The following is a 15,444-nucleotide window of genomic DNA, read 5'->3' on the forward strand; positions in this document are numbered from 1 at the left end:
GGCTTGTGTCAATGTGCGAACTCTTCTCCTGTGATCAAAACCAGCCAACAGCATAATGACGGAAACAACCAGTACCGGTTTCCTTGTCCCCCGGGCGGATTTGCCCGCTGGGAATAAGATCTGAATACGGCGGGCACACGGATGCCGGCCGAACGAACGGGACTCGAACAGTTCCGCCTTGAACAGGTCCCCGGGCCAGGCACGACCCGGCCCCAAGCGCATGGTCATGAAGGAAAACGGGCTCGCAGCCACTGACGATCACTGGCTGCTTCCGCGGTTTATCTCCGTCGGTTATGGTCAGCTTCAGGCAGGCTCAGCCCCTACGGTACTGCCTCTCAGTCAGTTACCGGTGGCACGACATCGACCCCCTGCCTGTCCTGCTCCGGAATCATCGACCCACTATTGCCCACTGCAGAAAAATATCGACCACAAAACCATCAGCTTAAATCTACTTGACGAAGTGTTAACAATGAGTGATCTTCAGAACTTGTATGGAATAATGCTGGATAAGAAGCTCAACCGCGCCGGGTTTCACAGAACGATGACGAATGCTGAACACCTGGAACGGATGGGCAAAAAGATAACGCCAGGATGCATCAATCGCCCTGTTTACACCCATTCGTTGATGACCGGGCCTTCTTTTGCAATCGGATGGCCGCACCTGGATAAACTTCCATATATTACAGGGTCAGGCTAACCTCCCGGGTTTGCATAATACGTACCTCCTGTTGAACCAACATGCAATTAACGTAATCCATATTCACTTATGAGTCCCAAAAAGAAAAAGAAGCTAACCCCCCTGATGCAGCAGTATCATGACATCAAGGAAGAGCATGAAGGAGCTATCCTGCTGTTCAGGGTGGGCGATTTTTATGAGACCTTTGCCGACGATGCCGAGCTTGTAAGTGAAGAGCTGGGCATTACGCTTACCAAACGCAACAACGGCAGTGACCAGACCCCGCTGGCCGGCTTCCCCTACCACGCCCTGGATACCTATCTCCCCAAGCTGGTAAAAAAAGGGCATCGCGTAGCCGTTTGCGAACAGGTGGAAAACCCGTCAGAAGCCAAGCAGGCCGGACGTAAAATCGTATCCCGCGAGGTGACGGAAATCACGACCCCCGGCGTCACGATGTCTGAGAAGCTGCTGGAGCACAAGCGCAACAACTATGCAGCCGCCGTCTACTGGGAAGGGAAAACCGCAGGCGTGGCCTTTTCCGATGTCTCCACGGGTGAATTTGCCCTCAGCCAGGTGGCCAAGCGGCAGCTCAACGACCTGCTGCAATCCGTAACCCCGGCCGAACTGCTGCTGCCCCAGCGCCTGAAAAACAGTGTGCCTGAATCCCTGCTGGACTATAACCTGACCTTCATCGAAGACTGGGTGTATGAAGGGGACTACGGCTACAACCTGCTGACCGACCATTTTGAGACCCACTCACTGAAAGGGTTTGGCGTTGAACGACAGGAGATCGCCCACACCGCCGCCGGGGCCCTTATGCACTACCTGCAAGAAACACAGAAGGCCTCGCTTGGACACATCAAGCGACTGCAGGCGTATGAGAACCAGGAATACATGGCCCTGGACGGATCCACCAAGCGAAACCTCGAGCTCACTACCACCATACAGGAGGGGCAGAGCGAGGGAACACTCATTTCAATCCTCGACGATACCATCACAGCGATGGGGGGACGCCTGCTGCGGAAATGGATTATGCGCCCCCTGAAACGCATGGAGCCCATCCGCGACCGGCTGAATGCGGTGGAGGCCCTGCACGTAAATCACGAGGTACGAGAAAAACTGCGTGACGAGCTGGGCCAGGTGGGCGACCTGGAACGGCTTATTTCACGAATCTGCGTAGGCCGCGCCAACGCCCGGGATCTTGCCAAGCTGAAGACGTCGCTGGCGCAGGTTCCCCGTATCAAGATGCAGTTCAACCAGCTCCAGGAACCCCTGCTGGATGACATCCTGAACCGGCTCAAGCTTCTGGTGGACGTACAGGAGCGGATTGAAAAGGCTATTGTGGATGACCCGCCGGCCAGCGTGCGCGACGGCGGCATTTTTGCAGATGGCTTCAACGAAGAGCTTGATGAGCTTCGCAACATTGCCCGCAACGGCAAAAACTACATCACGGAGATCAAGGATGAGCTCTCGGCCGAGACGGGCATCAACTCGCTGAAAATTGGCTATAACAAAGTCTACGGCTATTACATCGAGGTCACCAATACCCACACCGACAAGGTGCCCGAACACTTCATTCGCAAGCAGACACTGGTAAATTCTGAGCGCTATATCACCCCTGATCTGAAAGAAGTGGAGGAAAAGATACTCTCCTCCGAAGAACGCAGCAAAACACTGGAGTACGAACTCTTCGAGGACCTCCGCCTGTATGTTGCGGAATATGCGGAGCAGGTACAGCAGATTGCCCAGGCCCTGGCGGAACTGGACTGCCTGCAGAGCTTTTCCGAGATCGCCTATCGCAATAACTACTGCAAACCGGCCATCGCCGACGACCAGGTCATTGACATTACCAAGGGCCGGCACCCCGTGGTGGAAAAAACGCTGCCGCCCGGCGACCCCTTCATCCCCAATGATATCCACCTGGAAAACGAGGAGGAGCAGATCCTGATCATCACCGGACCCAACATGGCTGGAAAAAGCATCATCCTTCGCCAGACCGGCCTCATTGTCCTCCTCGCCCAGATCGGCTGTTTTGTACCCGCTGAAGAGGCCCATATCGGACTGGTAGACAAAATCTTCACCCGGGTTGGGGCCTCCGACAACCTGGCGGCCGGGGAAAGCACCTTTCTCGTGGAAATGAACGAAGCGGCCAACATACTGAACAACGCCACCCGCAATTCGCTTATCCTGCTGGATGAAGTGGGTCGCGGAACCAGCACCTTCGACGGGCTCAGCATTGCCTGGTCGCTGGCCGAGTACCTGCACAACCAGCCGTCGGTGGCCGCCAAAACCCTCTTTGCCACCCATTACCACGAGCTGAATGAGCTCGAGAACATGTACGACCATATTGTCAACTACAACGTCTCGGTGAAAGAGCATGACGGTAAAGTAATCTTCCTGCGCAAGCTGGTCCGGGGTGGAGCAGATCACAGCTACGGCATACAAGTGGCCGATATGGCCGGACTGCCCTCTATCGTCATTGAACGGGCCAAGGAGATCCTGCAGAACCTCGAGAGCCACAGCCTGGATGTAACCGACAGCAACGGGACGCTTGAAGAGGGTGCCAAGAAAAAGAAAGCCGCTGTCAAGAAGGCCGCCCGGGAGATGGAGAAACAGGAACAGATCGATCAGATGTCGCTGTTTCAAACCCAGGTTGACCCCAACATCGAGATGCTCATGGACAAGCTTGAGGCCTGCGACCCCAACCGCATGACGCCCATAGAATCACTGATGCTGGTTTCAGAGCTCAAGAAGCTGGTGGACAAGAGCAACTAGGAGGCGAGCCTGTCTGTGATGGCTGCAGAAGATATGTTGGATGTTGAGAATCAATATCCCCAAACAGCCGGCCTTGGCTGGTAAGGCGTGGGAAGGGTACTTCCATTTTTTCAATCATGAATTCCGAATGCTCGGAAGGGTCAAGCCAAAAGTGGTCTATATAAAAAGAATATTCATATTATAAGAAAGAGAAACAGGTAACACATCAACTGATGCGTTCTTTTGTAAGGTTACCCGGCGGACGCAATAATGTATTTTCAAGCTCTGGCGAGAAATCTCCTATTATCCGGGTACTGCGGACCTCCAGACGGTAGGTTCCGGCGGACAGGCTCCCGGAGTTCGCAAGGCCAGTGTCTTCTGCGGCAAAGTAGTTGGGAGGAAAGCGATCGCATCACATAATCCACCATCTTTGGGCAAGGATTTTTTAGTATTGCTGGTGCTGCAGGCAGAACGTATCCTGCTTCCTGCCCCTCCTGCGAATGAGTGCCTGCAAGCTGCTGTGTCGATGGCTGGAACAAAGGATGAAAGCCGACAAGTGAAATATCGAATTTTATGATTCATGCTGATTTAATCGGCCCAGTCCTCCTGACCTCCTTCACCAGGGAGGATCTCACCGTTTGTATCGAGGGGCCCGCCAGAGTCTAAAAATTACTCCCTGCCAATGTTGGCGGCAGCCGGTATGCTCGGCCCAAGCACCATCCCACGCCTGCATCCCGGATGGTCCAGGGCAAGCCGGATGCATCCACGGCTGGTTACCGGCCATCCGTGGGCGTCGAAAACAGGTAATGAGAATCCCCGATAAAACTGATATCTTCACAAAGATTGTTGTAATCCCGATATTACGCCAGTTACTTAGTCATTAATCCAGCAAAACGCAACGCTATCCAGACTTCTGCCAAATATATCGCCGACCGCATTCGCCTGATGATTGCCACCAAGCAGTTCCAGGTAGGGGAAACGCTGCCCTCCACCCGGCAGCTGGGACAACAGCTGGAATCCAGCTTCCATACCGTACGGAAGGCATACCACATTCTGGCCGATGAAGGGCTCATCCGGGGGGAGCGCGGCAAGGGGTTCATTGTTGAACGGCAGAACACCAATCTCGACAAAGCCGACCGCCTGGAGGTAGGCGCCGAGAAGATGCGCAAACTCCTGGAGGAACTGATTGGCTACGGGCTGGATGAATCGGAACTGGATGAACTTTTCCAGGAGCAGCTGAGCTTTATGGACTGGCCCGACCGGATCGAAAGCTGTGCCAGCATCGGGGAAACGGATGAGCTGGGCAAGATGATTGCTGAAGCCATCAAAAAAGAGGTGGGGGTTCGCAGCCGCGTTCTCAATGCCAATCAGTATAACGAGACGGTCAAATATGATGCCCTCTTTGTTCCCATCCAGCTGGTCAACAAGTTCCGGGAGTTCGCAGAAAAGGGCCGCCTGCTGCCGATTGTCTACAGTATCAATCCCGATACACTGCTGTCCATTGTTGACCGGGCGGCCATAGAAACCATCGGGCTGGTGACCGCCGAGGACCAGACGATCCCCAAAATCATTGATGAACTCAAGGTGAGCATAAAGTTCGGCGGTTCTTTTGTAGCCGGGGCCACCTATGGGAAGTCCCTGCCCTTGTTTGTCCGCGAGGCTGACCTTATCCTATATACGGCGCAGAGCGCGTACCTGGTGGAACAGAAAATTCCCGAACGACGGCGTATCAAGCTGGAGTATCACATTTCTCAAAAAAGTGCGGATACCATCCGCGCCGAACTGTGGGATCAATAGAAAGGTGGAAACCGGGTTGCAGGTCTGCCGGCTGATTCCATCGTCAGATTCAAGAAGCCAAACCAAGCAATGACAGATAAAAAAATTAAAAAACTCATCAAACGGGCACTCGAAGCGGTCAGTGCCGAAATTGAGTCGGTCCGTGACAAGCCCGCCCAGGACGTGCTGTTTGACGGCGTGCTCTCGGAGAACCATCCGCCAGGCGTATTCTACTATGAATTCGAATCCAAGAATACGTCCCTGCGGTTTGCCGAAGTCATCCGCGCCGAGATGGACGGCTATGATGAGGAGGTGGAACTTTACCCGGTGGAGATATCCGACGAAAAAGCGATTCTGCACTTTCCCCATAACTTTGGGCCCTCCCTGCCCAAGGTCAGCCTGGAGTGGGAAAATGACTTCGTGCTGAGGCGGCTCCGCACCGAGCTTCAGAAGCTGCTCGACAATGACAACCGGCAAACGCGAGAACAGATGGGACGCCTGTTTTATCCCGATGCCGGTAAACATCACCGCGCTGACCCGGATACCCGCGTGCTTGATGACAGCAAGCGAAACGAGGCGCAGCATGAATCATTACTGAAGGCCCTTCAAAATGAGGTACTCTATGTGTGGGGGCCGCCGGGAACCGGCAAAACGTCCACCCTCGGCTTTATGATTGCCAACTACCTGATTAAAGGGAAACGCGTGCTTTTTGCCGCCAACACCAACCGTGCAGTAGACGTGGGACTGCTGAGTGCTCTTGAGGCCCTGACATCGGTTGAGAAGGAACACCTGGAAAAACAGGCCACCCGATTCGGGGAGATAGCCCTGGACAGCGAGCGGCTGGAGAAGATCCTCTTTGACCGCCATATTGAAGAGAAAGCCAGAAAACAGGAACGCAAGGCGGCCGACCTTTCCAACCTGCTTGGTCGCTACCAGAAGCTCCAAAAGGAGATCGACAACCTCATGGATTACGGTGAATCGGTGCCCCCCGAGCTGGATGAGGAAATTGCCAAGCTGGGGGACCGCCTTGATGAGCACGGCGGAGAGGCCGCCCTGGAGGAGAAGGTGGATCGCCTCATCACCGTCAATGAACGCATGGAGCTTGAACGCATGCAGCTGGTAGGCACGACCCTGGCCAAAGTCTGCACCTCCGACCTCTTTGACGGGCAGGAGTTTGATGCCGTTGTAATCGACGAGGCCTCCATGGCCAACCTGCCGTACCTGATGGTGCTGGCTGCCAAAGCAACAACGCATATCGTGGCGGTGGGCGATCCCATGCAGCTGCCGCCCATTGCACTAGCAGAGGATGCAGAGGCCCGCCATTTCCTCGAAAAGGATATTTTCACCTATGCATCCAAGGCTGAGAGCACAGAAGACCTGTTTGCCTGGCACGATCAAAACCGTCCCCTTACCACCTTTTTTGACACCCAGTACCGCCTGAACAAAGACCTTGCGGACGTTCTGAGCACCGTATTCTATGAAGGCCGGCTGAAAACGGCCACCGGGGACGAGCAGCCGGATGAGCATCTGACAACCCAATCGGTTCCCAGCCCTACCGTCAATGTAATTGACAGTCAGAAATACGGTCCCGAACTGACCCAGAAAGACGAGGGGCGCGGATTCAGCCCGGTCAACGAAGTGCACACTGCCATTCTCACCCGGATCCTGAAGCGGCTAATCCTGAAAAACCATGTTCCCGTTGAGGAAATTGGCATCATCGTCCCTTTTCGAAGCACCGTATACGACATCCGCGGAGCGCTCTATGAACAGGGGATGGATGCCGTAGAGGTAGGAACAATCCACACCTTCCAGGGACGCGAAAAGAAGGTAATCATTTTCGACACCGTGATGAGCGGAGAAGGGGCCTACGGCCACAGGCGGCACTATTCGGTACGCCCCTTTGATGAGGAAAAAAACGGGCTGGCCGTGCCCCGCCTGCTCAATGTCGCCCTCTCACGGAGCAAAGACCGGCTGGTCATCCTGGCAGACATGGATCACATCAACAAAGTATATGCCCGGAAATTTCTGGGGCGACTGCTGCATCGATTTCAGGAACGGGAGGCCTGACCAAGCTCCTCTCCCGGTACCGGTGCCTGCCGTCCTGTCTGCCTTACTCTTCCTCCCTCTCGGAATACAGCTTTGCCAGGTCGTTGATCATCTCTTCGTTGATCCCGGCCGTTACAAAACCGCCGTCATGATATAGATTCTGCATGGTCACCTTGCGGGTGAGATCTGAAAACAGCGTTACGCAGTAATCCGCACATTCATCAGCCGAGGGATTACCCATGGGCGCCAGTTTATCGGCAAAGGTGTACATACCGTCAAATCCCTTGATGCCGGTACCCGCCGAGGTCTGGGTGGGCGCCTGTGATACCGTATTCACGCGAATGCCCCGCTCTGCCAGCCGGCTGCCGTAATTGCGGGCAATACTCTCGAGCAGTGCCTTGGCGTCGTTCATATCACTGTATTTGGAGAAGATCCGCTGGGCTCCAATATAAGAGAGGGCGACAATGCTGCCCCCATCGTTCAGGATTCCCGCTTCATCAGCATAGCGGATCACCTTATGCAAAGAAACAGCGGAGATATCCAGCGTCTGCTGCATCCAGTGGTAATTCAAGTTCTCATAGCCGGTATTCTTACGGACATTGGGCGACATCCCAATAGCATGAAGGATAAAATCAATCGAACCGTGCTCCTCTTTCACATTCTGCATCAACTCCTCAATCTCATCTTCCTTGGTGACATCACATGGAAAAACCTCGGCTCCTGTTATCTCCGACAGCTCGTCAAGATCTCCGAACCGCAGGGCCACCGGTGCATTTGACAGAGAAAATTCCGCCCCTTCGCGATTACAGGCCAGTGCGATGCGCCACGCAATGCTGCGGTCATCCAGTGCTCCAAAAATGAGTCCTTTTTTCCCTTCCAACAAGCCATATCCTTGTCCGTCTGCCATAAAAAATGTACCTCAGTCAATTTCTTTGCGTTAGTTATGCTCCCGAAAATAATAAAAGTTATCAATCAAATCCGAAATGGTTTTTAATCATTTGCCAGGCGCGGGCCCTTTAAAAGTGCGAATACTGTTGATAATAGTCTTCATTGTCCTTATTTTGCGAAACTTTGTGTCCGTACCTGTTAATGCATAGTACGAATTAATGCATAGTACGAATTAATGCATAGTACGAATTAATGCATAGTACGAACTGAAAACCCTTTAGAAACGACAAAACTCATGTTTCAAGATCTCTCGTCAAAATTAGATCAGGCCTTCCAGACTCTGAAAGGTGAATCTAAGATTACCGACGTCAATATTGCGGAGTCGGTCAGGGAGATACGTCGCGCCCTGCTCGATGCCGACGTGAACTACGAAGTTGCCAAAAAGTTCACGAACGGCATCAAGGAGCGTGCCATGGGGGAAGATGTATTGACTGCGGTAAACCCCGGCCAGCAGTTTACAAAAATTGTTCACGATGAACTGACGGAGCTTCTGGGACAGGAACGGGTGGATTTGTCCGTTGCCGACACACCGCCCACCGTCATTTTAATTGCTGGCCTGCAGGGATCGGGAAAGACCACCTTCAGCGCCAAGCTGGCCCGCTACCTCAAGCAGGAAAATAATCGCAGCCCCATCCTGGCAGCCGCCGACGTCTACCGTCCCGCGGCCATCAACCAGCTGAAGACATTGGCCGACAGCATTGACGTCCCTGTTTACTCCATCGGCCAGAAAGATGCCGTACGCGTGGCCAAAGAGGCTGTATCCATGGCCAAAAGCCTGGCTCTTGACACGGTTATTATTGATACCGCCGGGCGCATGCACGTGGACGAAGAGATGATGACCGAGGTGGCCGAGATCAAAGAAGCAGTCCAGCCCCATGAAACCCTCTTTGTTGTCGACTCCATGACGGGGCAGGATGCCGTAAATACGGCCAAGGAATTTAACGAGACCATCAATTACGACGGCGTTGTACTGACCAAGCTTGACGGTGACACCCGCGGCGGGGCGGCCCTGTCGATCAAGACTGTGGTCCAAAAACCGATTAAGTTTGTCAGTACCGGCGAGAAGCTTGATGCTCTCTCCCCTTTCTATCCCGACCGGATGTCGCAGCGAATCCTGGGTATGGGCGATGTAGTCTCGCTTGTTGAAAAAGCCCAGAAAGAGTTTGATGAGAAAGAAGCCCAGAAGCTGCAGAAGAAGATCAAATCCGACAGTTTCGACCTGGAAGACTTCTACGAGCAGCTTCAGCAGGTAAAGAAAATGGGCGACCTCTCGGACCTGGTTGGCATGATCCCCGGCGCCGGAAAGGCGTTGCAGGATGCCGACATCGACGATGATTCCTTCAAACCCATTGAGGCGATCATCTGTTCCATGACCCCGGAGGAACGAAACAACCCGGATATTTTAAATGCCAGTCGGCGCCGGCGCATTGCCCGCGGCTCCGGCACCCGTGTACGAGACATCAATGACCTGATAAAACAGTTCAACCAGATGAAGAAGATGATGAAGTCGTTCTCAGGCATGGGTAAAATGGGCAAAATGATGCAGGGCATGAAAGGAATGAAAAACAAATTACCGTTTGGTAGATAATCAGAAAAACCGGTGTCGTGTACCGTTTAGCCCGGTCCGGCATCGCTTATTTAAGCGTATTGCGCAAGATTCCGACAACATCCTCTATAAAAATCAACGCAAATTAAAAGTTATAACTAAGGAGATAATCCATTGTTAAGAATTAGATTACAACGTAGAGGTCGAAAGAAACGACCTATCCATCATATTGTAGTGGCCGACAGCCGTAAACCCAGAGATGGACGCATTATTGAAGACTTAGGTCGTTTTGACAACATCACACCAAAAAACCAGCTTGAACTGAACCGGGACCGTGCTCTTTACTGGTTGAAACAGGGAGCACAGCCCTCTGATACGGTTCGATCCATCTTCAAGAATCAAGGCATCATGTACGAAATGCACTTGATCCGATGGGGTAAATCGGACGAGGAAATTGAAGCAGCATTAACGGAATGGCGTGAAAATCGCGAGGAAAAGGAAGAGAAAGTACCTACCCGCAAAGAACGCCAGAAAGCGTTGCTGGAAGCTGAAGAACGAGAGTTCCAGAAACAGCTCAAGAAAAAAGCGGAAGAGGCAGCCCGTGAAAAAGCCAAGCAGGAGGCCCTCGCTGCGGCAGAAGAAGAGGAGAAGGCCGAAAAAGAAACCGAAGAAGCTGAAGCTGCTGACGAAGAGGAAGCCGAACAGGAGGAACCTCAGCAAGAAGCAGAAGCCAGTGAAGAACAGGAAGAGGCTGAAGCCCGGGAAGAAGCTGAATCGGAAGAGCAGGAAGAAGCTGCCACTGATGAAGCTGCCGAAGAAGAGGAAGCGGAAGTTTCTTCTGATGAGGAAGCAGAGGAAGAAGCCGCTGAAGAGCAGGAGCAGGAAGATGAAGAGGCCGGGGAAGAAAAAGAAGAAGCAACGGCCGAGACCGCTTCTGAGGGACAGACGTCTACCGACATGCTGGCAAAAGAGGCTATTTCTCATATCGAGAACACCCCGCTTGACGAGCTCGAAGGCTTTGTCACGGATGAGGAAGACCGGGTGACCGTTCGGCGTGCCTGGGACGACAAGCACGACGAGGAAGAATAATAAAAAAGGACTTCACCTGCGTCTAAATACGCAGGGAAGCTACCCAGATAATGCTGGAGTCAATAGAAAACCAGTATCGCAAAATCGGGTATATTGCCCGGTCTCACGGCGTAGGCGGAGATGTTTTGATGATCTCCGAAATTTACGCTCCAACACTTTTTGACTCACTTGACCTGGTATGGATTGAAAATGCCAGGGGGGATCTGGTCCCCGCCCGTATTGAGTCGGTTCGGGTGCAGGAAAAGAACAACCGGCTTTCGTTCTTTGTAAAATTTGAGCACGTGACTGACCGTACCCAGGCCGATGCACTGAAACAGTTTTCGGTGTATGCCCGGCACGATCAGGTCGACCACCTGCTGCAGCAGGAAGATGAAACGATGGATATGACCTCCTATGAAATCTGGGTGGACCACACCCGGGTTGGATCTGTAGAAGAGGTCATTCCCAATCCGGCTCATCCCATCCTGCGAATCAGGATGCATGATCAGCAGCAGCTATTGGTACCGCTGGTGGAAGAATATGTCACGGCCGTGGATGAAGAGCGTCAGCAAATACAATGTCAAAACCTGGAACAACTGATGAATTTGTAATATGATGCGCATCGATATCATTTCGGCCGTCCCACAGGTGTTGAGCGGGCCCCTGGACCACAGTATTGTGGGCAAGGCCCGGGAAAACGAGCTTGTGGAAGTCCACATACACGACCTGCGTGACTATTCGGAAGACAAGCACAGGAAGGTAGACGACTATCCCTATGGCGGTGGCGCCGGGATGGTGCTTACGCCTCAGCCGATATTTTCCTGTATTGAACATTTGACCGATCAGCGTGATTATGATGAAATCATCTTTCCCGCGCCCGACGGTGATGTTTTCACACAGGAGGATGCCAATGCGCTTTCCATCAGTCAAAACCTGATGTTTTTATGTGGTCATTACAAAGGGGTTGATCAGCGCGTGCGCGATCAATTGATTACCCGAGAATACAGCATGGGCGACTATGTGCTTTCCGGCGGGGAACTGCCGGCAATGACTATGACGGATGCCATCGTGCGCCTTCTGCCGGGGGTCCTGGGTGATGCAGAAAGTGCCCTGACCGATTCCTTCCAGGATGGATTGCTGGAGGGTCCCGTGTACACGCGGCCGGCCACATTCCGAGGGCTGGAAGTACCCAAGGTACTGCGTTCGGGTGATCATCAAAAAGTGAACCAATGGCGATTGGAACAATCGCTGGAGCGTACCAGGAAAGTACGTCCTGAGATGTATAAAAAATTTCGAAATGAACAGTAGCAAAGATCAATCATGGATAAGTTAAAATTAGCAGAACAGACATTAATGAATAACCAGTATCCCGAGTTTAAAACCGGTGATACTGTCAATGTACACTATCGTGTACGTGAAGGAGAAAAGGAACGCATTCAGAAGTTTGAAGGCCTTGTCATCTCCCGACACGGTTCCGGTGCAAACCAGACGTTTATGGTACGCAAGATATCAGCCGGCAACATCGGGGTGGAACGTATTTTTCCGCTCTTCTCACCCTTTATCGCCAAGATTGAACTGAAGAAGCAGGGGGATATCAAGCGGTCCAAGCTCTATTACCTGCGTGAACGACAGGGTAAGTCGGCTCGCATCAAGGAGAAGGATCAGAACCAGAATACTGTTCGTGAACTCAACCGTCAGGCTGAAGAACGAGCAAAGGCAGCAGCGGCAGCCAGCGAAGAGGAGTAAGAACAACCGCTGTGTTGACTTTAAGCTATAATGGAGACCACGGCATAGTGGCCTCCATTTTTAGTTTATTGATTCAGCTATTTTCTGGCTTCGTATATCGTCATGGGAGGAATATTACGCCATTCCCACCCCGTCTTACTATTGCCAAAGGCCTTTACAAGCGGCTCTTTCAGATGCCCGGAGGTCTGGTATGCCAAAAATTTGCCGCCCTCTCTCAACAGTTCCACACTTTGCTCAAGGACGGATTTCCTGGTTTGCTCATCCAGAAATGAAAAGGGAATACCTGAAATGATGTAATCTGTTTTACCGATAAACTCTTCAGGCAGCAGCTGTAGGACATGCTCGACGCTTTCATTATAGAGGAGCAGCCGCGGATCGTCCATTTTTTTCAGTTTTTCAAACAGCAGCTCATTGGTCTCAAAAAGGACCAGGCGGGAGTCCGGTGTCATTCTGGGAAGCAGATACTTCGCAAAAACGCCGGCGCCGGCGCCGTATTCAACAATAAGCTGGTCCTTTTCCAAATCAATCGGCCGGCAGACGCGCTGAATGCAAAAGCGCGAAGTCGGGGTCACCGAAGCGACATCCTTGTCTTTGAAGAAGCTTTTCAAATACGTTAAAGTGCTCATGGGGAGTGTCTGTCTGCTTTTATAGGGACTGTCGGGTATACATCTTTATCGGCTACGGCCCGCCTCAGAGTTCATTCTCAAGCTGTTCAATTTGATCACGGATGCGGGCGGCCTCTTCAAATTCCATATTCCGTGCGGCCGTCTTCATCGACTCATGCAGATAATCCAGGAATTGCTCCTTGTCTTCGAAGGTCACCTCTTTCATGGCCGGATTTGCTTTGTACTTGATTCCCTCCTCTGCAACTTTTACCATTTCCAGCGGCTCCTCAGAGGCTTCTCCCTCCTCTTCAAGATCAAAGCTCCTGGACGAAATAAGCGCAGGATCGACCAGCGGCTTAAGTTCTTTTTCAATCGTTTTTGGGGTAATGCCGTGCTTCTCATTGTATTCCTTCTGAATCTTACGCCGCCTTTCCGTCTCGTCAATAACGGTTTTCATGCTGTCGGTAATTTTGTCGGCATACATTATGGCCTTGCCATCGACATTCCGTGCTGCACGTCCCACAATCTGAAAAAGCGACGTCTCCGAACGCAGGAACCCTTCCTTGTCGGCATCCAGAATAGCCACCAGGCTCAGCTCCGGGATGTCGATCCCCTCCCGCAACAGGTTAATGCCCACAAGCACGTCAAAGTCGCCCCGCCGGAATTTGTAAAGTACCTCTACCCGTTCCATAGCACTGAGCTCGCTGTGCATATAAGCGGCTGAGATGCCCACGCTTTTGAGATATTCACTCAGCTCTTCACTTAATCGCTTGGTGAGCGTGATGCAAAGCACGCGGTCTCCCTTGTCCACCCGCTTCCTGATTTCCTCCAGCAGATCATCAATCTGGTTATCCACCGGGCGCACTTCAATTTCCGGCTCCATCAGTCCCGTTGGACGTACGATCTGCTCAACAAACACCCCACCGCTCTTTTCCAGCTCGTAATCACTCGGCGTTGCACTCACAAAAATAGCCTGGTTGGTGACACTCTCCCACTCATCGAAGGTCAGCGGACGGTTGTCCAGTGCTGAAGGCAGCCGGAAACCGTGCTCCACCAGCTCCGTCTTCCGCGAACGGTCGCCCCCGTACATGGCTGATATCTGGGGTACCGTCTGGTGGCTCTCGTCAACCACCAACAGAAAGTCATCCGGGAAATAGTCAAACAGGCAGTAGGGACGTTCACCGGGTTTTCGGTTGCTCAGGTAACGCGAGTAGTTTTCAATACCCGAACAGTATCCAATCTCCTGCATCATCTCAATATCAAAGAGGGTACGCTGTTCCAGACGCTTGGCTTCCAGGTGCTTGCCTTCATCGGTAAGGGTCCCGATCCGCCAGTTCAGCTCATCGCGTATCTGGTCAATGGCCTGTTCCAGCCGGTTTTGGGTCGTCACATAATGTGAGGCCGGATAGATATGGAACTCATGCACGCGCTCAAGGACATTTCCCGTATCAGGGTCCACAATTTCCATCTTCTCAATTTCATCTCCCCAGAAGGAGATGCGCAGTCCATCCTCTGCATAAGCCGGGTAGAGGTCCACGACATCCCCCCGAACACGAAAGGTGCCGCGGGTAAACTCGCGATCATTGCGGGTATAGTGAAGGTCCACCAGGTCATACAGCAGCTTGTTGCGGGCCACCTGCATGCCATCCCTGAGGGTGATAATCAGTTTTTCATACTCCGACGGCGAACCGATACCATAGATACAGCTGACCGAAGAAACAATGATAACGTCCCGGCGTCCGGACAGCAGTGAACTGGTGGCCCGAAGCCTCAGCCGCTGAATCTCGTCATTAATCGACAGATCTTTTTCTATATATTTGTCCTGCGATGATAGATAGGCCTCCGGCTGATAGTAATCATAGTACGAAATAAAGAACTCAACCCGGTTGTTGGGGAAAAAGTCGCTCAACTCACGATACAACTGAGCGGCCAGCGTCTTGTTGTGACTCATCACCAGCGTGGGCCGCTCCACCTGATCAATAACATCGGCTACCGTCCTTGTTTTCCCGGAACCGGTTATCCCCAGCAACGTCTGATACTTATCGCCGTTTTGAACTCCTTCCACCAGCTCCTTGATGGCCTTGGGCTGATCTCCCGCCGGCGGCCAGGGAGATTGTAAATCAAATTGAGACATCTGAAACGATCAAATTTTCTTTATTTAAATACAACGCAATAGATTGGATTAGATTGTCAATCGGATCTGTCATCCTCTTCACAACTCTCAGGATCATCATCTCTGATCACTCGATAATCCATAACGAAAATAACGCAAAATCATT

At 52.4% G+C, this 15,444-nt stretch carries 13 protein-coding genes; 10 read left to right on the forward strand and 3 right to left on the reverse strand.

What is annotated here, in order from left to right; genetic code table 11:
* Positions 1–178 precede the first annotated feature (178 nt).
* The 5 genes from FN808_RS01200 (at position 179) to FN808_RS01215 (ending at position 7,273) form a co-directional block, all read left to right on the forward strand.
* On the forward strand, positions 179–697 hold the full coding sequence (locus tag FN808_RS01200; RefSeq protein WP_142712709.1) for an NrtR DNA-binding winged helix domain-containing protein: 519 nt from the start codon (positions 179–181) through the stop codon (positions 695–697).
* A 69-nt stretch (positions 698–766) separates the two neighbouring features.
* On the forward strand, positions 767–3,451 hold the full coding sequence (gene mutS / locus FN808_RS01205) for a DNA mismatch repair protein MutS (protein ID WP_246068253.1): 2,685 nt from the start codon (positions 767–769) through the stop codon (positions 3,449–3,451).
* Between the two features lie 409 nt (positions 3,452–3,860).
* Positions 3,861–4,007, forward strand: a complete 147-nt coding sequence (locus FN808_RS18795; RefSeq protein ID WP_185958186.1) for a hypothetical protein — start codon at positions 3,861–3,863, stop codon at positions 4,005–4,007.
* 347 nt (positions 4,008–4,354) lie between these two features.
* Positions 4,355–5,227 carry a GntR family transcriptional regulator gene (locus FN808_RS01210; RefSeq protein WP_281280754.1) on the forward strand — a complete coding sequence of 291 codons (873 nt, stop codon included), beginning with the start codon at positions 4,355–4,357 and terminating at the stop codon, positions 5,225–5,227.
* Between the two features lie 69 nt (positions 5,228–5,296).
* On the forward strand, positions 5,297–7,273 hold the full coding sequence (locus FN808_RS01215) for a DEAD/DEAH box helicase (protein ID WP_142712711.1): 1,977 nt from the start codon (positions 5,297–5,299) through the stop codon (positions 7,271–7,273).
* Between the two features lie 43 nt (positions 7,274–7,316).
* Here FN808_RS01215 and FN808_RS01220 read toward each other — a convergent pair whose 3' ends face one another.
* Positions 7,317–8,159, reverse strand: coding sequence for an enoyl-ACP reductase FabI (locus tag FN808_RS01220; protein ID WP_142712712.1), 843 nt, complete (start codon positions 8,157–8,159; stop codon positions 7,317–7,319).
* A gap of 276 nt (positions 8,160–8,435) precedes the next feature.
* On the opposite strand from FN808_RS01220, the gene ffh reads away from it, so the two are divergent.
* From ffh to rplS, 5 genes are all read left to right on the forward strand, one after another.
* Positions 8,436–9,788 carry a signal recognition particle protein gene (gene ffh, locus FN808_RS01225; RefSeq protein WP_142712713.1) on the forward strand — a complete coding sequence of 451 codons (1,353 nt, stop codon included), beginning with the start codon at positions 8,436–8,438 and terminating at the stop codon, positions 9,786–9,788.
* A 132-nt stretch (positions 9,789–9,920) separates the two neighbouring features.
* Positions 9,921–10,835, forward strand: coding sequence for a 30S ribosomal protein S16 (gene rpsP / locus FN808_RS19315; RefSeq protein WP_142712714.1), 915 nt, complete (start codon positions 9,921–9,923; stop codon positions 10,833–10,835).
* A gap of 50 nt (positions 10,836–10,885) precedes the next feature.
* Positions 10,886–11,425, forward strand: a complete 540-nt coding sequence (gene rimM / locus FN808_RS01235) for a ribosome maturation factor RimM (protein WP_142712715.1) — start codon at positions 10,886–10,888, stop codon at positions 11,423–11,425.
* 4 nt (positions 11,426–11,429) lie between these two features.
* Positions 11,430–12,122, forward strand: a complete 693-nt coding sequence (gene trmD / locus FN808_RS01240) for a tRNA (guanosine(37)-N1)-methyltransferase TrmD (protein ID WP_142712889.1) — start codon at positions 11,430–11,432, stop codon at positions 12,120–12,122.
* A gap of 12 nt (positions 12,123–12,134) precedes the next feature.
* Positions 12,135–12,560, forward strand: coding sequence for a 50S ribosomal protein L19 (rplS, locus tag FN808_RS01245; protein ID WP_142712716.1), 426 nt, complete (start codon positions 12,135–12,137; stop codon positions 12,558–12,560).
* A gap of 77 nt (positions 12,561–12,637) precedes the next feature.
* Here rplS and FN808_RS01250 read toward each other — a convergent pair whose 3' ends face one another.
* Positions 12,638–13,186, reverse strand: a complete 549-nt coding sequence (locus tag FN808_RS01250; RefSeq protein WP_142712717.1) for a class I SAM-dependent methyltransferase — start codon at positions 13,184–13,186, stop codon at positions 12,638–12,640.
* 64 nt (positions 13,187–13,250) lie between these two features.
* Positions 13,251–15,299, reverse strand: a complete 2,049-nt coding sequence (uvrB, locus tag FN808_RS01255; RefSeq protein ID WP_142712718.1) for an excinuclease ABC subunit UvrB — start codon at positions 15,297–15,299, stop codon at positions 13,251–13,253.
* Between the last annotated feature and the right edge of the window lie 145 nt (positions 15,300–15,444).

Source organism: Fodinibius sediminis, assembly GCF_900182555.1.
Taxonomy (GTDB): domain Bacteria; phylum Bacteroidota; class Rhodothermia; order Balneolales; family Balneolaceae; genus Fodinibius; species Fodinibius sediminis.

Coding starts and splice junctions, on each gene's coding strand:
- uvrB (WP_142712718.1), bottom strand. CDS start 15,299: ATGTCTCAATTTGATTTACAATCTCCCTGGCCGCCGGCGGGAGATCAG.
- rplS (WP_142712716.1), top strand. CDS start 12,135: ATGGATAAGTTAAAATTAGCAGAACAGACATTAATGAATAACCAGTAT.
- rimM (WP_142712715.1), top strand. CDS start 10,886: ATGCTGGAGTCAATAGAAAACCAGTATCGCAAAATCGGGTATATTGCC.
- mutS (WP_246068253.1), top strand. CDS start 767: ATGAGTCCCAAAAAGAAAAAGAAGCTAACCCCCCTGATGCAGCAGTAT.
- FN808_RS01250 (WP_142712717.1), bottom strand. CDS start 13,186: ATGAGCACTTTAACGTATTTGAAAAGCTTCTTCAAAGACAAGGATGTC.
- FN808_RS01215 (WP_142712711.1), top strand. CDS start 5,297: ATGACAGATAAAAAAATTAAAAAACTCATCAAACGGGCACTCGAAGCG.
- ffh (WP_142712713.1), top strand. CDS start 8,436: ATGTTTCAAGATCTCTCGTCAAAATTAGATCAGGCCTTCCAGACTCTG.
- FN808_RS01220 (WP_142712712.1), bottom strand. CDS start 8,159: ATGGCAGACGGACAAGGATATGGCTTGTTGGAAGGGAAAAAAGGACTC.
- trmD (WP_142712889.1), top strand. CDS start 11,430: ATGCGCATCGATATCATTTCGGCCGTCCCACAGGTGTTGAGCGGGCCC.